21 protein-coding genes and 1 pseudogene are annotated in these 23,741 nt (G+C 63.2%); 12 read left to right on the top strand and 10 right to left on the bottom strand.

What is annotated here, in order from left to right; all coding sequences use genetic code 11:
• The 3 genes from xdhA to xdhC all read left to right on the top strand — a co-directional run bounded on the left by xdhA (position 1) and on the right by xdhC (position 4,876).
• Positions 1–1,482: a xanthine dehydrogenase small subunit gene (gene xdhA / locus NKH98_RS18280; protein WP_352900356.1), complete on the top strand. Its 1,482-nt coding sequence runs from the start codon at positions 1–3 to the stop codon at positions 1,480–1,482.
• Positions 1,482–3,833: a xanthine dehydrogenase molybdopterin binding subunit gene (gene xdhB / locus NKH98_RS18275; RefSeq protein ID WP_352900509.1), complete on the top strand. Its 2,352-nt coding sequence runs from the start codon at positions 1,482–1,484 to the stop codon at positions 3,831–3,833. The genes xdhA and xdhB overlap by 1 nt, the downstream gene beginning before the upstream one ends.
• Before the next feature lie 62 nt (positions 3,834–3,895).
• Positions 3,896–4,876, top strand: coding sequence for a xanthine dehydrogenase accessory protein XdhC (xdhC, locus tag NKH98_RS18270; RefSeq protein WP_352900353.1), 981 nt, complete (start codon positions 3,896–3,898; stop codon positions 4,874–4,876).
• Positions 4,877–4,884: 8 nt separating this feature from the next.
• On the opposite strand, the gene dps is transcribed toward xdhC, so the two are convergent.
• From dps to NKH98_RS18250, 4 genes and pseudogenes are all read right to left on the bottom strand, one after another.
• Positions 4,885–5,373, bottom strand: a complete 489-nt coding sequence (dps, locus tag NKH98_RS18265; protein WP_023676226.1) for a DNA starvation/stationary phase protection protein Dps — start codon at positions 5,371–5,373, stop codon at positions 4,885–4,887.
• 147 nt (positions 5,374–5,520) lie between these two features.
• Positions 5,521–6,773: pseudogene (locus NKH98_RS18260) on the bottom strand (LLM class flavin-dependent oxidoreductase).
• Positions 6,770–7,783 (bottom strand): LLM class flavin-dependent oxidoreductase, encoded by a 1,014-nt coding sequence (locus NKH98_RS18255; RefSeq protein ID WP_352900350.1) that lies wholly within the window; start codon positions 7,781–7,783, stop codon positions 6,770–6,772. The pseudogene NKH98_RS18260 and the gene NKH98_RS18255 overlap by 4 nt, the downstream one beginning before the upstream one ends.
• Positions 7,784–7,858: 75 nt before the next feature.
• A complete protein-coding gene (locus NKH98_RS18250) occupies positions 7,859–8,779 on the bottom strand; it encodes a LysR family transcriptional regulator (protein ID WP_352807437.1) in 921 nt (306 codons plus the stop codon).
• 139 nt (positions 8,780–8,918) lie between these two features.
• On the opposite strand from NKH98_RS18250, the gene NKH98_RS18245 reads away from it, so the two are divergent.
• From NKH98_RS18245 to NKH98_RS18230, 4 genes are all read left to right on the top strand, one after another.
• Positions 8,919–10,136, top strand: a complete 1,218-nt coding sequence (locus NKH98_RS18245; RefSeq protein WP_352480069.1) for a urate hydroxylase PuuD — start codon at positions 8,919–8,921, stop codon at positions 10,134–10,136.
• Position 10,137: 1 nt separating this feature from the next.
• Positions 10,138–11,451: a guanine deaminase gene (gene guaD / locus NKH98_RS18240; RefSeq protein WP_352900347.1), complete on the top strand. Its 1,314-nt coding sequence runs from the start codon at positions 10,138–10,140 to the stop codon at positions 11,449–11,451.
• A gap of 74 nt (positions 11,452–11,525) precedes the next feature.
• On the top strand, positions 11,526–12,029 hold the full coding sequence (locus tag NKH98_RS18235) for a heme-degrading domain-containing protein (RefSeq protein WP_352900345.1): 504 nt from the start codon (positions 11,526–11,528) through the stop codon (positions 12,027–12,029).
• Positions 12,026–13,291: a glycerate kinase type-2 family protein gene (locus tag NKH98_RS18230; RefSeq protein ID WP_352900342.1), complete on the top strand. Its 1,266-nt coding sequence runs from the start codon at positions 12,026–12,028 to the stop codon at positions 13,289–13,291. Before NKH98_RS18235 ends, NKH98_RS18230 begins: the two co-directional genes overlap by 4 nt.
• A 1-nt stretch (position 13,292) precedes the next feature.
• Here NKH98_RS18230 and NKH98_RS18225 read toward each other — a convergent pair whose 3' ends face one another.
• The 3 genes from NKH98_RS18225 to NKH98_RS18215 form a co-directional block, all read right to left on the bottom strand.
• Positions 13,293–13,970, bottom strand: coding sequence for a UdgX family uracil-DNA binding protein (locus NKH98_RS18225; RefSeq protein ID WP_352900341.1), 678 nt, complete (start codon positions 13,968–13,970; stop codon positions 13,293–13,295).
• 132 nt (positions 13,971–14,102) lie between these two features.
• Entirely contained in the window at positions 14,103–15,524 is a 1,422-nt protein-coding gene (locus NKH98_RS18220) for a glutamine synthetase family protein (protein ID WP_352900338.1), read from the bottom strand.
• Positions 15,525–15,538: 14 nt separating this feature from the next.
• Positions 15,539–16,921, bottom strand: a complete 1,383-nt coding sequence (locus tag NKH98_RS18215) for an aspartate aminotransferase family protein (protein WP_352900336.1) — start codon at positions 16,919–16,921, stop codon at positions 15,539–15,541.
• A gap of 158 nt (positions 16,922–17,079) precedes the next feature.
• Between NKH98_RS18215 and NKH98_RS18210 the strand changes: the two genes are divergently transcribed.
• Entirely contained in the window at positions 17,080–17,535 is a 456-nt protein-coding gene (locus tag NKH98_RS18210) for a hypothetical protein (protein WP_302893581.1), read from the top strand.
• A gap of 8 nt (positions 17,536–17,543) precedes the next feature.
• Here the strand turns inward: NKH98_RS18210 and NKH98_RS18205 are convergent, their stop codons facing one another.
• Together NKH98_RS18205 and NKH98_RS18200 are read right to left on the bottom strand one after the other, a co-directional pair.
• Positions 17,544–18,518: a WD40 repeat domain-containing protein gene (locus tag NKH98_RS18205; protein ID WP_254816026.1), complete on the bottom strand. Its 975-nt coding sequence runs from the start codon at positions 18,516–18,518 to the stop codon at positions 17,544–17,546.
• A 151-nt stretch (positions 18,519–18,669) separates the two neighbouring features.
• Entirely contained in the window at positions 18,670–19,737 is a 1,068-nt protein-coding gene (locus NKH98_RS18200; RefSeq protein WP_352900333.1) for a CobW family GTP-binding protein, read from the bottom strand.
• A gap of 198 nt (positions 19,738–19,935) precedes the next feature.
• On the opposite strand from NKH98_RS18200, the gene NKH98_RS18195 reads away from it, so the two are divergent.
• Positions 19,936–20,658 (top strand): intradiol ring-cleavage dioxygenase, encoded by a 723-nt coding sequence (locus NKH98_RS18195; protein WP_352800645.1) that lies wholly within the window; start codon positions 19,936–19,938, stop codon positions 20,656–20,658.
• Positions 20,659–20,861: 203 nt separating this feature from the next.
• Positions 20,862–21,344, top strand: a complete 483-nt coding sequence (locus NKH98_RS18190) for a MarR family winged helix-turn-helix transcriptional regulator (RefSeq protein ID WP_352900331.1) — start codon at positions 20,862–20,864, stop codon at positions 21,342–21,344.
• A gap of 1 nt (position 21,345) precedes the next feature.
• Here the strand turns inward: NKH98_RS18190 and NKH98_RS18185 are convergent, their stop codons facing one another.
• Positions 21,346–22,218 carry an AraC family transcriptional regulator gene (locus tag NKH98_RS18185; RefSeq protein WP_352900507.1) on the bottom strand — a complete coding sequence of 291 codons (873 nt, stop codon included), beginning with the start codon at positions 22,216–22,218 and terminating at the stop codon, positions 21,346–21,348.
• 51 nt (positions 22,219–22,269) lie between these two features.
• On the opposite strand from NKH98_RS18185, the gene NKH98_RS18180 reads away from it, so the two are divergent.
• Positions 22,270–22,677 (top strand): DUF2000 family protein, encoded by a 408-nt coding sequence (locus tag NKH98_RS18180; RefSeq protein WP_254816031.1) that lies wholly within the window; start codon positions 22,270–22,272, stop codon positions 22,675–22,677.
• 176 nt (positions 22,678–22,853) lie between these two features.
• Positions 22,854–23,738, top strand: a complete 885-nt coding sequence (locus NKH98_RS18175; RefSeq protein ID WP_352767319.1) for a DMT family transporter — start codon at positions 22,854–22,856, stop codon at positions 23,736–23,738.
• Positions 23,739–23,741 lie beyond the last annotated feature (3 nt).

The raw sequence follows: 23,741 nt of genomic DNA, 5'->3' as shown, positions 1-23,741 counted from the left end.
ATGGCCGGGATCAAGACACGCAACGAAATCCGCTTCATCCTCAATGGCGAGGACGTCGCGCTCGGCACGGTTGCACCCGACCAGACCCTGCTCGACTGGCTGCGGCTCGACCGCTCGCTGCGCGGCACCAAGGAAGGCTGCGCTGAGGGCGACTGCGGCGCCTGCACGGTGCTGGTCGGCAGGCTCTCGGCCGGCAGACTGGTCTATGAAAGCGTCAATGCCTGCATCCGCTTCCTTGGCTCGCTAGACGGCACGCATGTCGTGACCGTCGAGCATCTGCGCGGCGGCGCAGGAAAGCTGCACCCCGTGCAGCAGGCGATGGTCGATTTCCACGGCTCGCAATGCGGCTTCTGCACGCCGGGATTCGTCATGTCGCTTTATGCGCTGTGGATGCGGTCGCCGGAGCCGTCGGACGCGGCAATAGAAAAGGCGCTGCAGGGCAATCTCTGCCGCTGCACCGGCTACGAGGCGATCATGCGCGCCGCACGTGCCATCTCAAGCTACGGCAAGGCGGCAAAGGATCCGCTGGCGCCGGAGCGCAAGGCAGTTACGGCCAAGCTCGAGGCGATGAAGGACGGTTCGCGCATCGAGATCGGCTCCGGCAACGAGCGGCTGATCGTGCCGGCCAATGCCGACGATCTGGCCAGCGTGCTGGTCAAGGAGCCGGGCGCCACCATCGTCGCGGGTTCGACCGATGTCGGCCTTTGGGTGACCAAGCACATGCGCGATATTGCGCCGGTGATTTTCATCGGCAATCTCGATGGCCTGTGCGGGATTTCCGAGGAGAAGGGCGTCATCTCGATCGGCGCCGGTGTCACCTATAGCGAGGCCTTCTCGACACTGGCGAAACGCATCCCGGCGCTGGGCCCGCTGTTCGATCGCATCGGCGGCGATCAGGTGCGCAACATGGGCACCATCGGCGGCAATATCGCCAACGGTTCGCCGATCGGCGACACGCCGCCGCCGCTGATCGCACTCGGTGCCCGCCTGACGCTGCGCCGCGGCGACAAGCGGCGGACGATCCCGCTGGAGGATTTCTTCATCGCTTATGGCCGACAGGACCGGCAGCCCGGCGAATTCGTCGAGGCCGTGCATGTCCCGGTGCCGGCCGGCGAGACGAAATTTGCCGTCTACAAGATCACCAAGCGCCGCGACGAAGACATCACAGCAGCGCTGGGCGCGTTTTTCCTGAAGCTCGCCGAGGATGGCACGGTGGCGGATGTGCGCATCGCCTATGGCGGCATGGCGGCAACGCCGAAGCGCGCCTTTGGCGTCGAAAAGGCATTGCTGGGCAGGCCCTGGACGGAAGCGACGGTCGAGGCGGCGATGGCCGCGTACGCCGGCGATTTCACCCCGCTGACCGACATGCGGGCAAGCGCCGAATACCGGGCGCTGGCGGCACGCAACCTGCTGCTGCGCTTCTTTGCCGAAACCACCGGCACCCGGGCGCCGATCCAGGTATCACGGCACGAGGCGGCATGATGAACAAGCACGCCACGCCAAACCTGAAGGCGCAAAAAATCGCCGGCGGCGTCGCCACTGACCAGCGCCATGATTCCGCGCACAAGCATGTCAGTGGCACGGCCGTTTACATCGACGACATGCCGGAACCGGCCGGCACGCTGCACGGCTGCCTTGGGCTTTCGACGGCGACGCATGCCACCATCACCAGCATGGATCTTTCGGCGGTACGCGCCGCACCCGGCGTCGTCGATGTGCTGACCGCGAGCGACGTGCCGGGCGAGAACGACATTTCGCCGACCGGCCGTCACGACGAGCCGGTGCTGGCCGACGGCAAGGTGCAATTTTTCGGTCAGCCGATCTTCTGTGTCATCGCTGAAACCCGCGAGCAGGCGCGCCGCGCGACAAGGCTGGCCAAGGTCGAATACGAGGAATTGCCGTTCATCGCCGATATCGGCGAGCTCGATCCCGGGAAAGACAAGCTGGTCACGCCGCCGCTGACGCTGAAGCGTGGTGATGCAGCGGCTGCGATCAATGCGGCGCCGCGCCGGCTGAAGGGAAAAATGCGCATCGGCGGCCAGGAGCATTTCTATCTCGAAGGCCATATCGCCTTGGCCATCCCTGGCGAGGACCACGACGTCACCATCTATTCCTCGACCCAGCACCCGAGCGAAATCCAGCACATGGTCAGCCATGCGCTCGGTGTTTCGAGCCACGCGGTGACGGTGGAAATCCGCCGGATGGGCGGCGCTTTCGGCGGTAAGGAAACGCAAGGCAATCAGTTTGCGGCATTGGCCGCTATCGCCGCGAAGAAACATCATCGAGCCGTAAAAATCCGGCCCGACCGCGACGACGACATGATCGCCACCGGCAAACGCCACGATTTCCTCGTCGACTACGAGGTCGGCTTCGACGACGAGGGCAATATTCTGGGCGTAGATTTCATGTTCGCGGCGCGTTGCGGCTTCTCGGCCGACCTCTCCGGCCCGGTCACCGACCGCGCGCTGTTCCATTGCGACAACACCTATTTCTGGCCGGCGGTGCACGCGCAGTCGGCGCCGCTTTACACCAATACGGTATCGAACACCGCCTTTCGCGGCTTCGGCGGCCCGCAAGGCATGGTCGGCGCCGAGCGCGTCATCGACGAAGTCGCGTTTGCCGTCGGCAAGGACCCGCTCGAAATCCGCAAGAAGAACTTCTACGGCACCTCAGACCGCAACATCACGCCCTACCACCAGACGGTCGAGGACAACATCATCCACCGCATAGTCGCCGAGCTGGAGGCGAGTTCCAACTATGCGAGGTGCCGCCGCACCATCGATGCTTTCAATGCCAACAGCCGCTTCATCAAGCGCGGACTGGCGCTGACGCCGGTCAAGTTCGGCATCTCGTTCACCGCCACCCATTATAACCAGGCCGGCGCGCTGGTGCATGTCTATACCGACGGTTCGGTGCATCTGAACCACGGCGGCACCGAGATGGGGCAGGGCCTCTATGTCAAGGTGGCGCAGGTTGTGGCGGAAGAGTTCCAGATCGACCTCGATCAGGTCAAGATCACCGCGACGACGACCGGCAAGGTGCCGAATACCTCGGCCACCGCCGCGTCTTCCGGCTCCGATCTCAACGGCATGGCGGCGCAGAATGCCGCCCGCCAGATCAAGGACCGGTTGACCAATTTTGCCGTCGAGAGATACCAGGTGCCGCGCGACCAGGTGCTGTTCCTGCCCAACCGCGTGCGCATCGGCAACCAGGAGATCGCCTTCGCCGATCTCGTCAGGCAGGCCTATATGGCGCGCATCCAGCTTTCGGCGGCGGGTTTCTACAAGACGCCGAAAATCCATTGGGACCGCGACAAGGGCGAGGGCCGGCCCTTCTATTATTTCGCCTATGGCGCCGCGTGCTCGGAAGTCTCTGTCGACACGCTGACCGGCGAATATATCGTCGAGCGTACCGACATCCTGCACGAAACCGGCCGCTCGCTGAACCGCGCCATCGACCTCGGCCAGATCGAGGGCGGCTTCATCCAGGGCATGGGCTGGCTGACAACGGAGGAACTGTGGTGGGACGACAAGGGGCGGCTGCGCACCCATGCGCCATCGACCTACAAGATCCCGCTCGCGTCGGACCGGCCGAAGATTTTTAATGTGACTTTGGCCGACTGGGCGCAAGCAGGCGAGCCGACGGTGTACCGCTCCAAGGCGGTCGGCGAGCCGCCCTTTCCGCTCGCAATGTCGGTGCTGCATGCGCTGTCGGACGCAGTGGCGAGCGTTGCCGGCCACAAGATCTGCCCACGCCTCGACCCGCCGGCCACGCCGGAGCGTGTGCTGATGGCGATCGAACGGCTGAAGCGGGAAGCCAGGACCGGCACTTGAATCCCGGAAACGTGCAATTCAGGCCGAAAAACTCTATATTTCCCGATAGGGAACACGAAATTATGAACGCGAAAGTGCAGAGCCTGAAAGCCTTTCTTGCCGGCGCCGGCCGGGTCGCCTTAGTTGAGGTGGCCGGGACAAAAGGTTCGACGCCGCGCGAGACGGGTGCCTTCATGCTCGTCTCAGGATCGGCCACTTTCGGCACGATCGGCGGCGGCCAGCTCGAATACATGGCGATCGACAAAGCGCGGCAGATGCTTTTCTCCCCCCTTGAGGGGGAGATGGCCGCGGAGCGGCCAGAGGGGGTCGTCTCAGAAGGCACCGCCGGTGCGTCGAGCACTGCCGCAGCGACCCCACCCGGCGGCTTCGCCGCCACCCTCTCCTCAAGGGGGAGGGATACCCTCGACATCGCGCTCGGCCCGGAGATCGGGCAGTGCTGCGGCGGCAGGGTCGAGCTGCTGATCCAGCTGGTCGACCCCGCGCTTGAAGCCAAGCTGGTTGCGGCGGCGGAAGCCGAGGAAGCGCAGCTACCGCATGTCTACATCCTCGGCGGCGGCCATGTCGGCCAAGCGCTGGCCTCGGCGATGGCCTTGCTGCCGGTGCATATCGTCGTTGTCGAGACGCGAGCCGAGGCGCTCAAAGGCATGCCGGAAGCAGTCGAAACCAAGCTGACGCCGATGCCTGAGGCGATGGTGCGCGAAGCCCCGGCTGGATCGGCCTTCGTCGTCGTCACCCATGACCACGCGCTGGACTTCCTGATCGTCGCCGAGGCTCTGAAACGCCGGGATGCCGCCTATGTCGGCATGATCGGCTCCAGAACCAAGAAGGCGACGTTCCGGAACTGGTTTCTGAAATCGGCGGACGGAAGCGAGGCGGAATTTGCCCGCCTCGTCTCGCCGATCGGCGGCGATGCCGTTAAGGACAAGCGCCCGCAGGTGATCGCCGCACTCGCCGTAGCCGAGATTATGACGGCGTTGGCCGGCCATGCGGCGGCACCGTCCGCTCAGTCCAAAACCCCTCGCCGCAAGGCGATGGCCGGCTGACGTTTTGGCTATTCCTTCTCCTGCGTGTGCGCCTCAAGGAACCACAGCAATTTGTCGAGCGAGCGTGAATAGGCGGTGAAGATGTCGGCGGTGTCGGCATCGCCCGCGCCAGCCGCCTCGTCGATCGCCGCGCGTGCCCGCTTGGCGGTTGCGGCATAGCGGTCGATCAGCGCCGCCAGATGATCCCGGGTCTTGTGGATGTCGGTCGGATAGGCCTCGAGCATAGTCGCCTTCGACACCTCTTGCGATGTGCCGAGCGCCGTCCCGCCGAGTTGTACGGCGCGCTCGGCAATGGTGTCGACATGGCCGTCGATCTCCTCGCGGAACGTGTCGAGCATCTCGTGGATGGCGATGAATTGCGGTCCCTTGACGTTCCAGTGCGCCTGCTTGGTGATCAAGGCCAGATCGATGGCGTCGGCAAGACGGGCATTGAGAAGATCGATACACTCTTTCTTGGCATTGGATTGCAGGTCGTTGCGGGTGGCGATGGCATCCATGATCGGCTCCTGTGGCGGTTGCGTCCGCTTGGTTTAAAAAAAGGCGAAGTTTGTGGAAGGTCAATCGAACATGCGCGCAGACGCCCTCATCGCCGCGCGGCACAGCATCCCAAAACGGCGATCTCCGACTTTCGTTCCGCTCGTCGTTTACGCCAGCCTTTTCAAGCCCAGATGGTCGCGCAGCGTGCTGCCTTCATAATCCGTACGGAACAGCCCGCGCCGCTGCAGCTCCGGCACGACTAGTGTGGCAAAGGCATCGAGTTGGCCGGGAAAATAGGATGGCATGACGTTGAAACCGTCCGCCGCGCCGCCCTCGAAGCGTGCTTCGAGCTCGTCGGCGATCTGGGCGGGCGTTCCGACGACGCGCCAATGGCCGCGCGCGCCGGCGAAATGACGGGCAAGCTGGCGAATGGACAGCTTGTCGCGGCGTGATTGCGATGACGAGCGCCTGCCGGCTCTGCATGCCTTCGCTGGCCGGCAGCTCGGGCAGCGGTCCGTCGATGGGATAGCGCGCGAGATCGGATATGCTGAGATAGCTGGAAAGCAGCGCGACACCGACATCGTCCGGTATCAGCTCCTGCAGTTCATCATGTTTTGCCCGGGCTTCCGCTTCGCTTGCCGCGACGACCGGCGCGATGCCGGGCATGATCTTGACGTCCCCCGGCTCGCGCCCATGGGCCGCCAGCCGTCCCTTGAGGTCGTCGTAGAAGGCCTTTGCCTCCTCGAATGTTTGCGCCGCAGTGAACACCACATCGGCGGTCCGGGCGGCGAGATCGCGGCCCTCATCCGACGCTCCCGCCTGGACCATAACCGGTGCACCTTGTGGCGAGCGCGGCAGATCGAGCGGGTCACGCGTCGAAAAACTTCTGCCTTCGTGTCCACCCTGGCCTTGCCAAAGGCCAGCAACCACGGCAGCGAATTCGCGCGCGCGTTCGTAGCGGTCCGCATGTGGGCGCAGTCCGGTCGAGCCGAAATTGGCGGCCTCGATCTGGCTGGCCGAAGTGACAAGGTTCCAGCCGGCTCGGCCGCCGCTCAGATGGTCGAGCGACAGGAAGGTTTCGCGCCAGCCCGTAAGGCTCGTTATAGCTCGTCGACGCCGTTGAGACGAGGCCGATGCGCTCCGTCTGCACCGCGAGCGCCGCAAGCAGGCTGATCGGCTCGAAGCCGATCGAGCGCGACGTTTGGCTGGCGATGTTGACATTGGCCTCGCGCACGCCGGCGGCGTCCTCGCAGAAGATCATGTCGAACTTTGCCGCTTCCGCCGTCCGCGCCAGCTGGATGTAATGATCGATGTCGATACCGGCCGTGACATGCGCCTGCGGATGGCGCCAGGCGGCGATGTGGTGGCCTGTCGCCCACAGGAAGGCGCCGAGCTTCATCTGGCCCCGACCGGCGCTCATTGCCGATCCTCCCCTGCAAGCCCGAGCTGGGCGCGCAGTGTCGCGGCGCTGTAGCCGGACCGGACAAGGCCGCGGCGGCGAAGCTCCGGCAGCACGAGACCGACGAAATCGTCGAGCGACGATGTGAACGGCATGGCGATGTTGAAACCGTCGCAGGCTTTCGAGCGAAAGCACTCTTCGAGCCTGTCCGCAAACAGGTCCGGCGCGGCGGTTGTTTCGGCGCTGCCGGTAACGTTCATCAGCACTTTCAGCGCCTCCGGCCTGCGCCCGAAAGTAAGCGCACGGTGCGTCAGATCGCCAGCCTTCGCCGGCTCGACCGATGGCTCATCCAGCAGGACGACATCGGCGGTGCGGGCGGCAATATCCATGGCGGGCTCGGACAGGCCGGACATGACCAGCACCGGCGTGTCCTGCGGCGACCGCGCTACGTTGAGCGGCCCGCGCACGGAAAAATATTCCCCCTTGTGGTCGAGAAGGTGCATCTTCTCGGGATCGAAGAAGCGGCCGGCAACTTTGTCGAACAGCAGCGCGTCTGCGTCCCAGCCTTTCCACAAACCTTGCACGATGCCGATGAATTCCTCTGCGCGCAGGCGGAAATCGTCGCCGAAAAACCCCTCCGGCCGGCTGAAATTAGCCGCCTCGCGCGGTTCGGGCCTCATGCTCGCGTTCCAGCCGGCGCGACCATGGCTGATAATATCGAGCGAGGCGAAACGACGCGCGAGATTGTAGGGCTGGTGGGCGACCGTCGACGCTGCCGCGACGAGGCCGATCCTGCTTGTCACCGTAGCCAGCGCTGCCAGCAAGGTCGTCGCTTCGAAGCGCATTTGCCGGTTCGGCCCACCTGCAACCGGCGCGGAATCGCCGAGCAACACCATGTCCAGGCCGGCCGCTTCGGCTTCTTGCACGAACCGCGCCAGCAGACTGAAGTCCGGGCCGGCGCCGGGCGGATGGGAAGGGGCGGCTTCCGGAGACAGTGAAACGGCCAGACACATTGTGGCGCCGTCGGCCATCGCTTTTCCCTGTTGAGCGAGATTCCTTGGGAATTATCTCGTCGGTTGGACGGAAAGCAACCGGCCAGCCGGCGATCATTTGCCGGCCAGAATATCCCGGATCAGCCGCTGGCAGCGCTCGGCCATGAAATCGAGCAGCAGCCGCACCTTCGGATCCTGCAGCTTTTTGTGTGGGTAGACGGCGGCAAACTGCACCGGCGTCGGCGGTGTGTTGCTCAGGATCACCTTCAGCCGCTGGTCGCGGATAAACGGCTCGACCTCGAAGCGCGGTTTGTTGATGATGCCGCGGCCGGACAGCGCCCAGCCGGTCAGCACGTCGCCATCATCAGTATCGTAAGGGCCGTGCACCTCGAACTTTTGCGGGCCGTTCGGCGTCTGCAGCGTCCAGACATATTCACGCGCGCCGGAATAGCGCAGCATCAGGCAATCGTGCTTCTTGCCGATCAGTTCCTGCGGCTCTCTCGGTTCGCCGCGCGCCTCCAGATATTGTGGGGCCGCCACCAGCACGCGCTCGCATTCCATGATGCCGCGCATCCTCAGGCTGGAATCCTCGATGATGCCCAGCCGGAACGCAACGTCGATGCCTTCTTTCATGATGTCGACATTGTGGTCGGAAAGCCGGAGCCGCACCTCGATATCGGGGTACCTGTCGTGGAAATCCGGAATGCCCGATGCCACCAGCCGCCGGCCGAGGCCGAGCGGCGCTGTCACCTTTATCGTGCCGCGCGGCTGGCCGGATAACGCGCTGACCGCCGCTTCCGCCTCGGTGACCGCCTCCAGCACCTGCTTGGCGCCGGAGTAGAACACCGTGCCGTGCTCGGTCGGCATCAATTGCCGCGTCGTACGGTTGAACAGCCTGACGCCCAGGTGCTTCTCGAGCTCCTTGATCCGGTTGGAAGCGACCGCCGGCGAAATGCGCATGTCGCGCCCAGCCGCCGACAAATTGCCGAGCTCGACGACACGGACGAAAACGGCGATGTTATCGAGATAGGCCATGCGGCTTTCGTGGCTCTCATGTGGCTGCGTATGATCAGCCTAGTATTTTCCAATTTTTTTTGAAAGTCATCGTGCGTCTCGGCCCTTTCCGTTTGCGCTCCAACCCGTAAAGTCAGCCGATCGGCAGGGACGATTTTTCATGATGGATTTCGCGATATTCTGGGATTGGCTGAGTTTCGCCGTGCGCTGGCTGCACGTCGTCACCGGCATCGCCTGGATTGGATCGTCCTTTTATTTCGTCGCGCTCGACCTCGGGCTGCGCCAGCGTCCGGGCATGCCTGCCGGAGCCTTCGGCGAGGAATGGCAGGTGCATGGCGGCGGCTTCTACCACGTGCAGAAATATCTGGTGGCGCCGGCCGAAATGCCCGAGCACCTGACTTGGTTCAAATGGGAATCCTACGCCACCTGGCTGTCGGGCTTCGCCATGCTGTGCGTCGTCTACTATGCCGGGGCGGACCTGTTCCTGATCGATCCGAATGTGCTTGCCATGTCGGTGCCTGCAGGCATCTTGCTGTCGCTGGCGACGATCGGCGTCGGCTGGGTGGTCTACGATCTCTTGTGCCGTTCGCCGCTTGGCAACAGCGACACCGGCCTGATGCTGGTGCTCTACGGCGTGCTGGTGTTCATCGCCTGGGGCCTGACCCACCTGTTCACCGGCCGCGCCGCTTTCCTGCATCTCGGCGCCATCACGGCGACGATCATGTCGGCCAACGTTTTCATGGTCATCATCCCCAACCAGAAGATCGTCGTCGCCGACCTGATCGCCGGCCGTAAGCCCGATCCGAAATACGGCAAGATCGCCAAACAGCGCTCGCTGCACAACAACTACCTGACGCTGCCGGTTTTGTTCCTGATGCTGTCGAACCATTATCCGCTGGCGTTCGGCACAGAGTTCAACTGGGTCATTGCCTCGCTGGTGTTCATCATAGGCGTGCTGATCCGGCACTATTTCAACACCAGGCATGCGCGCAAAGGCAATCCGACCTGGACCTGGCTGGCCGCCGCCGTCCTGTTCGTCGTCATCATCTGGCTGTCGACGGCACCGAAGCTGCTGACAGGCGAGGTCAAAACGTCCTCGGCGGCACAGGTCTACGTCGCCTCGGCGCATTTTCCCGCCGTACGTGATACGGTGCTTGGACGCTGTTCGATGTGCCATGCGGCGGAGCCGTCCTACGAGGGCATTTACCACGCGCCCAAGGGCGTGATGCTCGATACCGATGCCGGTATCGCCGAGCACGCCGGCGAGATCTACCTGCAGGCCGGACGCAGCCACGCCATGCCGCCCGCCAACGTCACCCAGATCACCGACAAGGAACGGGCACTGCTGGTAGCCTGGTTCGAAGGCGCGGGGAAATAGCATGACCAGCACGCTCCTGCGCGGCCGCACGCTGTCGTTTTTGCGCTGGCCAGAAACTATCGACGACCATTCCGCCTGGCGCTACGAGCAAGATGGCGGCTTGCTGATGCGCGACGGAAGGATCGTTGCCGCTGGCGCCTATGCCGAAGTCGAGAAAAAGGCGGGCGAGGGAACAAAAAAGATCGACCATAGGCCACATCTGCTGCTGCCCGGGTTCATCGATGCGCACGCGCATTTTCCGCAGATGCAGGTCATCGCTTCCTTCGGCGCCGAGCTGCTCGACTGGCTGAACACCTACACCTTTCCGGAAGAGACCAAATTCCAGAACGCCCAGCATGGCCGCCGTATCGCCAGGCTGTTCCTGGATGAAGTGTTGCGCCACGGCACGACGACTGTCGCAGCCTATTGCTCGGTGCACAAGGAATCTGCCGAAGCGTTCTTTGCCGAGTCGCATGACCGCAACATGCTCAACATCGCCGGCAAGGTGATGATGGACCGCAACGCGCCGGAAGGCGTGCTCGACACGCCGCAATCGGGTTATGACGACAGCAAGGCGTTGATCGAGGAGTGGCACGGCAAGGGGCGCCAGCACTATGCCATCACCCCGCGCTTCGCCATCACCTCGTCGCCCGAGCAATTGGAGATGGCGGGCGCGCTCTGCCGCGAATATCCTGATCTGCACATGCAGACGCATTTGTCGGAAAACCACGCCGAGATCGCCTTCACGCAGCAGCTTCATCCGCAGGCGCGCGATTATACCGACGTCTATGAGCATTACGGGCTGCTCGGCCGCAGAAGCATGTTCGGCCATTGCATCCATCTCTCGGAACGCGAGGCGGACGCGCTTTCCGATAGCGGCTCGGTGGCGGTGTTCTGCCCGACCTCCAACCTGTTTCTCGGCTCGGGCCTTTTCGATTATCAGCGCTTTCGCCGCCGCGAGAAGCCGCTTCGCATCGCCGCCGCCACCGATGTCGGCGGTGGCACCAACTATTCGATGCTGCGCACCATGGACGAGGGCTACAAGGTGATCGCGCTGAACGGCGAGAAGCTCAATCCGTTCCAGTCGTTCTGGCAATTGACCCGCGGCAATGCCGAGGCGCTGTCGCTTGCGGAAAAGATCGGCACCCTGGAGGAAGGCAGCGACGCAGATATCGTCGTGCTCGACGCCCGCGCCACGCCGGCGATGCGGCTGCGGGTGGAGACGGCGGACACGCTCGCCGAGGAATTGTTTCTGCTGCAGACGCTCGGCGACGACCGCGCCGTGCGCGAGGTCTATATCGCCGGCCGCGCGGCCAAGACGGATATGGCGGTTTAGCTGTCATATGCGACCGGCTTGACCGTGCGGCAGCCATCCGGCAAAGCGTGCGGCGAAGTTGACAGGGGAACGACATGGCCGTTGCGGACGACATCGCTCTGATCAAGAAACAGGAAGCCACGCTTGTCTTTTCGGCCTTCGATGAAGCCGTCGCTTTCGAGATCGGCTCGGCGATCCGCGACCGGGCTCTCAAGGAAAACCTGCCGATCATCGTCGATATCAGAACCTTCGACCGGCCGCTGTTCTATGCGGCAATGCCCGGCTCGAATGCTTCCAATCCGGATTGGGCGCGGCGCAAGATCAACGTGGTGCGACGGTTCCTGAAAAGCACCTACCGCATGGTGCTGGAGCAGCAGCGCCCCGACCGCAGCTTCAAGCCTGGCGAGGGACTGGATATTGCCGACTATGTGCTGGCCGGCGGCGGCTTTCCCATCACTGGCAAGGGCGCCGGCGTCATCGGCGTGATCGCCGTCTCGGGCCTGCCGGAGCGTGAGGACCACGGCGTGGTGGTCGATGCGCTGTGTGAGCATCTCCGCATCGACGCGCGCGAGCTGGCATTGCCGGCGGAAGCAAAATGACAGAGGTAGACCCCAAGCCCTTCCTCACCGCCATCTTCAACGCCGCCGTTGCCGCCGCCGATCCCCAGAGGACGATCAAAGATCATTTGCCGGCAAGGCCGAAGGGACGGACCATCGTCATCGGTGCAGGAAAAGGCTCGGCGCAGATGGCGGCGGCTTTCGAGAAAGTGTGGGACGGGCCGATCGAAGGGCTGGTCGTCACCCGCTACGGCTATGGCGCGGCCTGCCGGCGCATCGAGATCATCGAGGCGGCGCATCCGGTGCCGGATGCCGCGGGGCTCGAAGCTTCCCGGCGGCTGCTCGAAAAAGTCCAGGGACTGACTGCGGACGACCTCGTCGTGGCGCTCATTTCGGGCGGCGGCTCGGCGCTGCTGCCGTCACCTGCCGAAGGCTTGACGCTGGCCGACGAGATCGCCGTCAGCGAGGCGCTGCTCGCCTCCGGCGCGCCGATCGCCGCGATGAACACCATCCGCAAACATCTTTCCACGATCAAGGGCGGCAGGCTGGCGGCCGCCGCATATCCGGCCAAGGTGGTCTCGCTGGTTGTTTCTGACATTCCGGGCGACGATCCGGCTCTGGTCGCTTCTGGTCCGACCGTGCCGGATATAGGCAGCCGTGAGGACGCATTGGCATCGATCGCTGCCTATGGCATGAACCTGCCGGTTTCGGTCATGGCGCATATCAATTCGCCGGCGGCCGATGCGCCACGTCCGGACGACCCGCGTTTTATCCGCAACGAGGTGCATCTGATCGCTTCCGCCGACGTCTCGCTGGAAGCCGCAGCGGCCGAAGCGAAGCGCCAAGGCATTCAGGCGGTCATTCTCTCCGATTCCATCGAAGGCGAGGCGCGTGAGGTCGGCGGCGTCCACGCCGCGATCGCGCGCGAAGTGGCAACGCGCAACCGGCCGTTTGCAAAACCGGTTCTGATCCTGTCCGGCGGCGAGACGACGGTGACCCTGCGTGCAAAAGGCAAAGGCGGCCGCAACTCGGAATTCCTGCTCGCCTTCGCCATTGGCATCAGCGGCATAGTCGGCGTGCACGCACTGGCCGCCGACACTGACGGCATAGACGGTTCGGAAGACAATGCCGGCGCCTTCGCCGACGGCTCGACCGTGTCGCGGATGCGTAAGGCGGGCGTCGATGCCAAGGCCATGCTTGCCGGCAACAACGCCTGGACGGCATTCAATGCCGTAGATGACCTTTTCGTATCCGGTCCGACCGGCACAAACGTCAACGATTTCCGGGCGATATTGATCAAATAGCTCAGGCGGCCATCAGCTTTTTCACCGCTCTCATATCCTGCAGGAACCGGTCGCGTTCTGCCTGCTTATCCGCCGGCTCGCGAATGCGCAGGATGAAGGAAGGGTGGATGGTGACGAAGACACGCAAGCCATCGTCGCGCTCCACCACCGCCCCGCGCATCTTCATGATCGACACCACCTTGCCGAGCAGCGCCTGCGCCGCCGTCGCGCCGAGCGCTACCGCCAGATTGGGCTTGATCAGATCGATCTCCTTGTCGAGCCACCAGCGGCAAGCCTGCACCTCGCCGGCATTGGGCTTCGAGTGGATGCGCCGCTTTCCGCGCGGCTCGAACTTGAAATGCTTGACCGCATTGGTGACGTAGACTTTCAGCCGATCGACGCCCGCATCGTCCAGGATCGCGTCGAACACCTTGCCGGCCGGGCCGACGAAAGGCTTGCCCGCCAGATCCTCCTGGTCGCCCGGCTGTTCGCCGACGAAGACCACCTTGGCTTTATCAGGGCCTTCACCGAACACCGTCTGCGTGGCGTCGTGCCATAGCGGACAGCGGCGGCAGATCTTGGCCGTTTCGCGCAGTTCAGGAATCGTTCTGGCGTCGATTTCTGTCGTTTCCGGAGACTTGCTTGCAGGCAAGCTTCTTGCCTGCACCTTGGCATGGTGCGGCGTCGGGGTTGTCTGCATCCTGGCGATCATGACTAAAGGCGGCCTTGTTCGCTCCTGCAATCAGACACGCAATGAGCAAAGCCCGCCGAAGGTTCCGCTGAAATCATTCCGCATGGGCCTTCTACGGCGGATGGCCGACGATGTGATGCCCTACACCTCGTGCAGATAGAGGTGATAATCCAGTTCGCTGACCGTGCGCGCGACGCGCAGATATTCCGACTGCTTGATTGCCACGAACGTCCGGTGCAGGTCTTCGCCCAATGCGCCCTTTAGGAAACTCGACGCCCTTGCCGCCTCGATCGCGGCACGCCAGTCGACCGGCATCGTTGTGCGCGTGACGGCCGATTCGTAGCCATTGCCGGTGGTTTCGGGACCGGGATCGAGGCCTTCGTCAAGGCCTTTGACGATGCCTGCCAGCACCGTGGCTGCCACCAGGTAAGGATTCGCGTCGACGCCCGACGGCCGGTGCTCGATGCGCCGATTTTTTGCGTTGCCGGCCGGCACACGCAGTGCCACCGAACGGTTGTTGACGCCCCAGGTCGGCGCCACCGGCGCATAGGATTGCGAGACGAAGCGCCGCCACGAGTTGGCGTGCGGCGCAAAGACCAACATCGATTCCGCCATCGTCTGGATCAGTCCGCCGAGGCCGCGCAGCAGCGGCAGCGACCAGCTTTCACCGCCGGTTTCGGCAAAGACATTCTTGCCGGCATCGTCCAGCAGCGAGACATGAAAATGCATGCCCGAGCCGGCATATTTCTCGATCGGCTTGGCCATGAAGCAAGCGGTGACACCATGACGGCGCGCCTGCGCCCGCACCAGACGCTTGAGCATGACGAGATCGTCAGCCGCCCGCATCACATCCTTGCGGTAGTTGAGCGTCAATTCGTACTGGCCCGGCGCATATTCGGAAATGACCGTCTCGGCCGGGATGCCTTGCACCTTGGCTGCAGCATAGATGTCGGAAAACAGCGGCTCCATGCCGTGCAGATGATCGACGGAATAGACCTCCGTCTTGGCCGAGCGGCGTCCGTCGAGCACCGCGTGCGCCGGCTGCACCTTGCCTTCGGCATCGCGCTCGTTGGCGAGCAGGAAGAATTCGAGCTCGAAGGCGCCGGCCGGATGCAGGCCCTTGGCCGCAAGGATATCTACCTGGCGGGCGAGCGCCAGCCGCGGGTCGGACGACATCGGCTGGCCGTCGAGATGGTACATCGCCATCAGCACCTGGCCGCGCGGCGGCTGTGTGCCGAACAGCGGCACCAGTGTGCCGGGGATCGGCCATGCCCGGAGATCGCCGTCGCCAGTCGTCCAGATCAGTCCGGTCTCGTGCACGTCCTCGCCGGTGATATCGAGGCCGAGGATCGAGATCGGCATGTGCCGGCCGTTCTCGAAGATGCTCATCAACTCATGACGGCGCACGATCTTGCCGCGCCCGACACCGTTGGCGTCGGTCAGCACGATATCGAAGGCTTCGATCTCGGGATGGGCCTCAAGAAAGGCTCGCGCCTCTGCGGGCGTGGAACCCGAAGGTGACGTCACTATGGAACTCAAATCTGGCTTGCGCGCTTCTCTCATGTCGCAAGCTTGTCTCACGCCGTGAGCCTGGCCGCAACCGCCGCGAAGGCGGTCATCAGCCGGTTCACCTGGGCCGCACTCGTGGCCGGGGAGATCAGCATCATGTTGTGGAAGGGCGCGATCAACACGCCGCGATTGACCAGCGCGACATGGATCGCCGCTTCGAGTTCGGGCGCATGGGCTGCTTCCGCTTGGCCGCCATTCATCAGCGGGCCGGGCGCGCAGATGAACTCGACGCGGGCGCCGGCACGTGAGACATGCCAGGGCAGCCGGTAGCGGTCGATGACGGCGGTCAGTCCGGCGTCGAGCCGCCGCGCCAGACGATCCATATGGCCGTAGGCCTCGTCGGTCATTACCTCTTCCAATGTGGCGCGCATCGCCGCGAATTGCAGCGGATTGCCCGACAGTGTCGTCCCCATGCCTGAATAGCCCGGCTCCTTCACCCTGTTATAGGCGGCATAGCGGGTCGCGACGTCCTCGCTCATCCCCCACACACTGGCCGGCACGCCGCCGGCGATCGGCTTGCCCAATACGAACAGGTCCGGCTCCAGCCCGAATTTCCTCGTATAGCCGCCGGGACCGGTCGAGATGGTATGCGTCTCGTCGATTAGCAGCAGCGTGCCGGTCGCACGAGTAAGACGCCGCAACCCATCATGAAAGCCGGCTTCGGGCAGCACCATGCAGGAGTTGGTCAGCACCGGCTCGGTGATGACGCAGGCGACATCGTTGCCCCGGAGTGCCGCGTCGAGCGCCGAAAGATCGTTGAACTCGACGACATCAGCTGCCCTGGTCAGGTCGCGGAATTCGCCAGCCAGTCCTGGCCGGTTGACCGGTCTGCCGTCGATCAGCCGCACCATAGTCTCGTCGACCGAGCCGTGATAGCAGCCGTTGAAGACCAGGATCTTCTCGCGGCCGGTGACGGCGCGGGCAACGCGTAACGCAAAGCGGTTGGCGTCGGTCGCTGTCGTTGCGATCTGCCAGAAAGGCAGGCCGAAGCGCTGTTGCAGCAGCGGTCCGATGGCCAGTGCGTCTTCGCTGGGCAGCATATAGGTCAGGCCGCGTCCGGCCTGCCGGCGGATGGCGCGGGCGACCGGCGGCGGCGAATGGCCGAACATCGAGCCGGTGTCGCCAAGACAGAAATCGTCCAGTCGGTTGCCGTCGATGTCGGTGATCGTGGCGCCCTTGGCGCTGTCGACCAGAATCGGGAAAGGCGTCGGCCAGTCGTTCATCCAGTGCATCGGCACGCCGCCGAAGAAGCCGGGCAAGCCATTGCCGATTATGGCCATTGATTTCGGCCGCGCCTGGCGGAAGACTTCTGCCTCGATCTCGTACAACTCGGCGATCCGGGCCGGGCCGATGCCGCCGATGGAAGTCTTTGCATGGTCGATGACGTTCATGGCGGCCCCTCTCAGTCGCAGTTTAGACAATCGGCATCCGCCACCGCAATTGGCCGGGCGGCTGCCCTGTGTTGGGTCAGCGGTCATTTAAATGGAAACAGGCGCTTGACCGCGAGCCGCCTTCGGGCGCCAATGGTACTTCGGCCGGAGGGGACAAGATGGTGCGGGCGATCGTCTGCGCAGCAACGCTGCTGTCGTCGGTTGGTGCGGCTCTGGCGTCGGGCGGCATCTGGTGTTCCGCCGAGGATGCAGCCGTCAAATTTCAGGTCGGTGCCGGGGTCACCAGAGGCATGGGCGGGCCGACCTTCAATTTTAGCGGCGAGCTCGAAATTCTGGGCAGGCCGGCTGCCGACAGTCTGCGCAAGACGGTGTTCGGGGATCAGAACCTCACGCAATATTGGCTCGACAACAAGGAACTGCGGCTGCTTGTCTACCACGAACGGCAGGTCGAAAACGCCTATGGCTATGTCGAACTGGCGATCCTGACCAAGGCCAGCGACGAAGGCGTCTATGACGGCCGCTACTTGCTCTCAATCTATGATGTTACGGCTGATGCCGAAAAGGACGGCAAACCGGATGAATTGACCGGCAAAGTATCTTGCGGAGCCGAGTAAGTAACAGGCTACGCCGAAATATCGATGACGCCGCAGTCACCCGCGGCGCTGCCAAAGGCGACGCGGCGCTCTTGCCTGTCCCACATCATCGAGGTGACGGCGCCCTTGCCCGGCCGGCGCAACAGCACTTCCCTGGCGTCGGCGAAGCGCACCGCCATCACCATGCCGTCATCATAGCCGACAGCAACGACGTCCTGGCTCGGGTGACAGGCGACGGAGGTGACCATCGCATTGCCGCGCGTGCCGAGTTCCAGCGGCGCCTTGCCCATCGGCCCGTCCTTGCCCGAAAACGGCCAGACGATCGCCGCCGGCGCGCCGGAACTCGCCAGCCATTTGCCCTTGGCGCTCCACGACAGGCTTTTGACCTTGCCGGGGTAGCCGGACATCCGCATGTGCTTGCCGTCGGCAAGCTTCCAGCCATGCAGCGCGTTTTCCTGCATGGTGGTGACGACGAAGCCGCCGTCCGGCGAGAAGGTGATGCCGGTGTGGGCACCGGCCCATTCGAGTTCGACCGGCTTGCCGTCGGCGGCCGGGAAATGCAGCGTCGCGCCATTGTAGCGGGCAACGCCGAAGCGCATGCCCTTGGGCGAGAAGGCCAGCCCCTCGACCGAGCGCGGATGCGAGAATTCCCTGGTTTTGCCGTCGGCAAAGCGCACATAGGCAATCTTGCCCGAAGCATAGGCAACAGCGCCTTGCGGCCCGGCGGCGACGCTGGTGATCCATTTTTTGCCTGCGGTCGCCAATTCCGCGGTATTGCCGCCAGCGGTCACGCCAAAGATCCTGCCGTCCTCACCACCGGTGATCAGCCGGTCGTTCGCCGCATCATGGAAGGCGGCGAGCATCCCGTCATTGGCCTGCACCGTCTTGTGGCCGTGGTCGAGCCGATGGATTGTGCCGTCAGCCAGCGCAAAGTGCGGCACGTCGCCGAGGAACACGGCGGCGAGGCAGTGGCCTTCGAGATCGAGCGGGGCGACTGTGGGCATGAGAGATAGTTCCGTCCGAGGTTTCTGCTACCTCACCCTTAAGGGGTTGAGCTGCCCGTCTCAACCCGTGCTTCGGATCGTCGTGAGTAGAGAGCGCCAGCGTTGCGGCTGCCCCTCCTCCCACAAGGGGGAAAGGAAGAAGGTAGCTAAATCAAGCGGCCTGGCAGGCCTCGAAGCTTGTCTTCAGCCGCTCGGCATCGAGTTCGCGTCCGATGAACACCAGCCGGCTCTCGTGTTTCTCGCCGTCCTTCCAGGCGCGCTGGTGGTCGCCCTCGATGATCATGTGCACGCCCTGGATGACATAGCGCTCGTCATCGCCTTTCAGCGCGATGATCCCTTTCAGCCGCAGGATGTTCGGGCCTTCCATCTGGGTGACCTTCTCGATCCACGGGAAGAACTTTTTCGGGTCCATCTCGCCACCGCGCAGCGACACCGACTGCACGGTCACGTCATGGATGTCGGAAGGGTGCGCATGATGATGGCCGTCATGATCGTGGTGATCATGGCCGTCGTGATCATGGTGGTGGTGGTCATGATCATGATCATGATGGTCGTGATCGTCATGCGCCTCGAGGAAGTGCGGATCGTTCTCCAGCGCTCGGGACAGGTCGAACGCACCGCGATCCAGCACCTCGGACAGCGCCACGCTGGCGCGCGTGGTGCGATGGATGCGTGCCGCCGGGTTGATGGCGCGGATCGTTGCCTCAACCTTGCTCAGCTCTTCGGGGGTGACGAGATCGGTCTTGTTGAGCACGACGACGTCGGCAAAGGCGATCTGGTCCTCGGCCTCGCGGGAATCCTTGAGGCGCAGCGGCAAGTGCTTGGCGTCGACCAGCGCCACCACCGCATCGAGCCTGGTCTTGGAACGCACATCGTCGTCCATGAAGAAGGTTTGCGCCACCGGCACGGGATCGGCGAGGCCTGTGGTCTCGACGACGATGGCGTCGAAGCGGCCGGGTCTGCGCATCAGGCCTTCGACGACGCGGATCAGGTCGCCGCGCACGGTGCAGCAGATGCAGCCGTTGTTCATCTCGTAGATTTCCTCGTCGGATTCCACGATTAGCTCGTTGTCGATGCCGATTTCGCCGAATTCATTGACGATGACCGCGTAGCGCTTGCCATGGTTTTCCGAAAGGATGCGGTTGAGCAGTGTCGTCTTGCCGGCGCCAAGATAGCCGGTGAGGACGGTTACGGGGATCTGCGTCTGTGCGTCGCTCATAATGTGCCTCGAATAGGGATTGTCGGCTCCATATAGGATGTGTGCTCGGCTTTTGCACGAGCCAAACCGGTGGACCAAAGAGAGGCTGGTATTGCCGAACTTTCCTCAAATTGCCGAACTTTCATTGGCGCGGGTTGGCGGTGGGCTTAGATAGGCAAAGGTCATTCACGAGGGCTGTTCGCATTGAAGAGACGCCAGATGTCCGACAAGTCCTTGCCACTAAGCCGCCGGCAGGCGCTCCGTCTCGTTGCGGTTACCGCTGGCGGCATATTCCTGCCCGCCGGTGCAAGGGCCGGGAAGGTCTCGCCCTATGCCGGGCTTGCTTTGTTCGAAGCCGGTGCCGGCGTCTGCGCCATCACGCCTGAGGTCACCGAAGGGCCGTTCTATTTCGACCCGAAGCTCGAACGCGCCGATATCACCGAGGGCAAGAAGGGCATCGCCCTCAATGTGCGGCTGCAAATCGTCGACGCCGCCTGCCGGCCGCTTCCCGGCGCACGCGTCGACATCTGGCATTGCGACGCCCAGGGCGCCTATTCCGGCTATCCCGGACAGGGCGACGGGCAGGATATCGACACGTCCGGCCAGAGCTTTCTGCGGGGCTGGCAGAGAACCGATGAAAGCGGCATCGCTTCTTTCGCCACCATCTATCCCGGCTGGTATCGCGGCCGCACCACCCACATCCATTTCAAGATTTTCCCTGACGACCGCTCGGTAATGACCGGCCAGATGTTCTTCCCCGACAGCCTCAGCGAGCAGATATTCGCCACCGTCGCGCCCTATAAAGATCGCCCCGGAAAACGCGATACATCGAACGCGCGGGACGGCATTGCGCGGCAGGCCGGGCTGCTGTCGCAGGCAGCGCTGCGGGAAATGGCGGACGCCTTTCAGGCCTTGATGGTGGTCGCGGTGAAGGCCGGTTGAGAACGCCTCGTCACGTCCCCATCCAGCCATTGCGGAAAGTCGTTTGTCATCTAACTGAAATAAACATCTGGCATTAGCCACGGCGAACACCGCGAAGCTTGCCGGCAAAGCTATTTTCCGAGCCGGAATGTTTTCGATGGTCATTGCCAACCGGCGGGCTGCTTTTATGCTGTCCGCACCGGTTCGGCCGAGGAGGGATGCGCATGGCCAAGGCGGACAAGACTGCAACAATGAGCCGGCTGCATTCGGCGGCGCGGCTAGCTCGCACGGCGCTCGCCGCCCGGCTTCTGGCGCATGGTTTCTATGCCGGCCAGGACCAGATCATGCTGGCGCTCGACCGCGAGGATGGGCAGACGCCCGGCAACCTTGCCGGCCGCCTCGGCGTGCGTCCGCCGACCATCACCAAGACCATCAACCGGCTGCAGGCGCAGGGTTTTCTGGAAAAGCGCGCCTCCTCCGCCGATGCCCGCCAGGCGCATATTTTCCTCACCGACACCGGCCGCGAAATCATCCACGCCATCGAGAAATCGGTGAAGAAGACCGAAAAGCAAGCATTGAAGGGTCTCGACAAGAAGGATCAGAAAGCGCTGTTCAAGCTGCTTGCCCGCGTCGAGGCGAACCTGTCGAACGGCGAAATGGTGCTCCCGGACGACGAACTGGATATCGAAGACAAGATGTTTGAATAGCTCACGCGTTCGCCGCTGACGGCCGCCGCGTCAGTGCCGACCAACGTCCCGGTGTGACGCCGAACGCCTTCTTGAAATGCCGATTGAAATGGCTTTGATCACTGAAGCCGGCGGCGATTGCGATTTGCGCCAGCGGCTCGTCGGCTTCGATCATCCGACGGGCTCGCTGAAGCCGGCGCATCAACAGGAACCGGTGCGGGCTGGTCGAGAAAATGGCGCGGAAATGCCGCGACAGGGCATAACGGTCCAATCCGGTTATCGCCTCCAATTCGTCTGAACGTACAATCCGCGCGACATTTTCCTCCAGATAGTCGCGCGCCAGGCTGGCGGCGCGCCACGCCGTTTTCGCTACCGTTTTCGCCGGCTGACCGGCGTGCCGGGCCAGGCTTTGCATAAGCTGCGTCATGAAATCGACGACAAACAGCTCGTCCAGTTGCTGATCCAGCGGCCCGAGCGCCGAAAGCAGCGTGGCGCGGAGATCGAGGTCTGTCACCACGGCATTCCCGACGAATGGCAGTGATCCGCCGCCGAGACAATCGAGCATCAGGGACGGCTCCAAATAAAGCATTCTGTAACGCAGGCCGTCTGCGGTGCCGGCACCGCCATCGTGCAGTTCGTCTGGATGAAGGATAATGATCTGGCCAGGCAGGCTCTGATGCATTTGGCCGCGATAGCGGAAGCGCTGCACGCCATAAAGCGTCACCCCGATCGCATAGGTGTCGTGGCGATGGAGATCGAAGGCGTTGCCGTGGAACCGGGCCTCGATGCGTTCCATGCCGGCAGCACGGGGTGCCGGTACGATGCAGTTTTCGGCTGCATCCACGCACAAACGTCCAAGACCCTGAAAGGCTTCCCCGTCTAGACCGTGCGGCATCGCTTTTCTCGCAGCCTCGGATTGGCCCCCTTTCGGATTGGAAACTGTCGCATGTTCGATACGAAATTTGCAATCGTGCTCAAGGATGATCTTCCCGTCTGGCAAAAGCTCAATGTCACAGCCTTTCTGACCAGCGGCATCGTCGCGCAATTTCCCGACATTATCGGCGACCCCTACCGTGATCGCGCCGGCAATATCTACAACCCGCTGTCGATCCAGCCGGTCATCGTGCTTTCGGCGGACGGCCAGACGCTCGGCGCGATCCAGCGGCGGGCGCTGGAGCGTGGTGTGACGGTATCGCTCTATGTCGAGGAAATGTTTTCGACTGGTTATGATCTGGCCAACCGTGCCGTCTTTGCCGAATTTGCGCCGGAAGATGCCAAGGTGGTCGGCATCGCGCTTCGCGCCGAAAAGAAACTCGTCGACAAGATCACCAAGGGTGCCCGCATGCACGCTTGACTCGTCGGCCACCAGCAACAAAACCTTAGCCTGTCGTTGTGCCAGCCTCTTTTGGCTTGCCCGCAGGCGACAATTCCCGCATGGGTGAAGGACTGCCTTGCTTCCCGTCCGGCCTGAAATTGAATGCTTCCCCAAGACATGACGAAAGCGCGACATCGCCGGCGGCGATCCTGTGCATGCTTTCCGTCTATGTGTTTTTCACCTTCCTCGACACCAGCAGCAAGTACCTTGTCCTGGCCGGCGTCTCGGCGCTGATCGTCGCCTGGACCCGCTTCGCGGTCCATGTGCTGATCGTCGGCGTTTTTCTGCGAGGATGGCGTGAGCCGCTGCGCTTTCGTCCCGCCAACCTGCCGGCGCACATCACGCGCGGTCTGCTCCTGTTCGGATCGACGATGTTCAACATTCTGGCGCTGCGGACGCTGCAACTGGCGGAAACCACCTCGATCTACTTCTTCGGCCCGATGGTGATCACCGCGCTTGCCGGTCCGTTGCTCGGCGAATGGGCCGGCTGGCGGCGCTGGCTGGCGATCATGAGCGGCTTTGTCGGCGTCCTCATCATCACCCGGCCGGGTGTCGGCGTTTTTGGCGTCGGCCATCTCTTTGCGCTCGGCTCGATGCTGTCGAACAGTTTCTACGTCATCATGACGCGCCGCATGTCGGCTACGGAAACCTCCGAAAGCCTCATCCTGTTTTCGGCGCTGGCGCCGGCCGTGCTGCTTTTGCCGACACTGCCGTTTTCGCCTTCGCTGCCGCAGGATGGCTGGCACTGGTTCATATTGCTGATGCTTGGCGTCTTCGGCGCCATCGGTCATTGGCTTCTTGTGCAGGCCTATCGCCTTGCCACCACCACGGCCCTGGCTCCCTATCCCTATTCGCAGATGATCTGGATGATCATCTCCGGCCTGATCGTCTTCAACCAGTTTCCCGATCGCTGGACGCTGGTCGGTGCCACAGTCATCGTCGCCAGCGGCCTCTACATCGTTCACCGTGAGCACCGGCTTCGTTTGCGCAACCGCGCGACGCTGGACGCGGAGGCGGAAGCGCTGGCAAAAAAACTTTGATTT

Source organism: Mesorhizobium sp. M0833, assembly GCF_040319905.1.
GTDB lineage: Bacteria > Pseudomonadota > Alphaproteobacteria > Rhizobiales > Rhizobiaceae > Mesorhizobium.
This window is presented reverse-complemented; position numbering and strand designations above follow the sequence as displayed.

Coding starts and splice junctions, on each gene's coding strand:
- xdhA (WP_352900356.1), top strand. CDS start 1: ATGGCCGGGATCAAGACACGCAACGAAATCCGCTTCATCCTCAATGGC.
- xdhB (WP_352900509.1), top strand. CDS start 1,482: ATGAACAAGCACGCCACGCCAAACCTGAAGGCGCAAAAAATCGCCGGC.
- xdhC (WP_352900353.1), top strand. CDS start 3,896: ATGAACGCGAAAGTGCAGAGCCTGAAAGCCTTTCTTGCCGGCGCCGGC.
- dps (WP_023676226.1), bottom strand. CDS start 5,373: ATGGATGCCATCGCCACCCGCAACGACCTGCAATCCAATGCCAAGAAA.
- NKH98_RS18255 (WP_352900350.1), bottom strand. CDS start 7,783: ATGGCCGACGGCGCCACAATGTGTCTGGCCGTTTCACTGTCTCCGGAA.
- NKH98_RS18250 (WP_352807437.1), bottom strand. CDS start 8,779: ATGGCCTATCTCGATAACATCGCCGTTTTCGTCCGTGTCGTCGAGCTC.
- NKH98_RS18245 (WP_352480069.1), top strand. CDS start 8,919: ATGATGGATTTCGCGATATTCTGGGATTGGCTGAGTTTCGCCGTGCGC.
- guaD (WP_352900347.1), top strand. CDS start 10,138: ATGACCAGCACGCTCCTGCGCGGCCGCACGCTGTCGTTTTTGCGCTGG.
- NKH98_RS18235 (WP_352900345.1), top strand. CDS start 11,526: ATGGCCGTTGCGGACGACATCGCTCTGATCAAGAAACAGGAAGCCACG.
- NKH98_RS18230 (WP_352900342.1), top strand. CDS start 12,026: ATGACAGAGGTAGACCCCAAGCCCTTCCTCACCGCCATCTTCAACGCC.
- NKH98_RS18225 (WP_352900341.1), bottom strand. CDS start 13,970: ATGCAGACAACCCCGACGCCGCACCATGCCAAGGTGCAGGCAAGAAGC.
- NKH98_RS18220 (WP_352900338.1), bottom strand. CDS start 15,524: ATGAGAGAAGCGCGCAAGCCAGATTTGAGTTCCATAGTGACGTCACCT.
- NKH98_RS18215 (WP_352900336.1), bottom strand. CDS start 16,921: ATGAACGTCATCGACCATGCAAAGACTTCCATCGGCGGCATCGGCCCG.
- NKH98_RS18210 (WP_302893581.1), top strand. CDS start 17,080: ATGGTGCGGGCGATCGTCTGCGCAGCAACGCTGCTGTCGTCGGTTGGT.
- NKH98_RS18205 (WP_254816026.1), bottom strand. CDS start 18,518: ATGCCCACAGTCGCCCCGCTCGATCTCGAAGGCCACTGCCTCGCCGCC.
- NKH98_RS18200 (WP_352900333.1), bottom strand. CDS start 19,737: ATGAGCGACGCACAGACGCAGATCCCCGTAACCGTCCTCACCGGCTAT.
- NKH98_RS18195 (WP_352800645.1), top strand. CDS start 19,936: ATGTCCGACAAGTCCTTGCCACTAAGCCGCCGGCAGGCGCTCCGTCTC.
- NKH98_RS18190 (WP_352900331.1), top strand. CDS start 20,862: ATGGCCAAGGCGGACAAGACTGCAACAATGAGCCGGCTGCATTCGGCG.
- NKH98_RS18185 (WP_352900507.1), bottom strand. CDS start 22,218: ATGCCGCACGGTCTAGACGGGGAAGCCTTTCAGGGTCTTGGACGTTTG.
- NKH98_RS18180 (WP_254816031.1), top strand. CDS start 22,270: ATGTTCGATACGAAATTTGCAATCGTGCTCAAGGATGATCTTCCCGTC.
- NKH98_RS18175 (WP_352767319.1), top strand. CDS start 22,854: ATGCTTTCCGTCTATGTGTTTTTCACCTTCCTCGACACCAGCAGCAAG.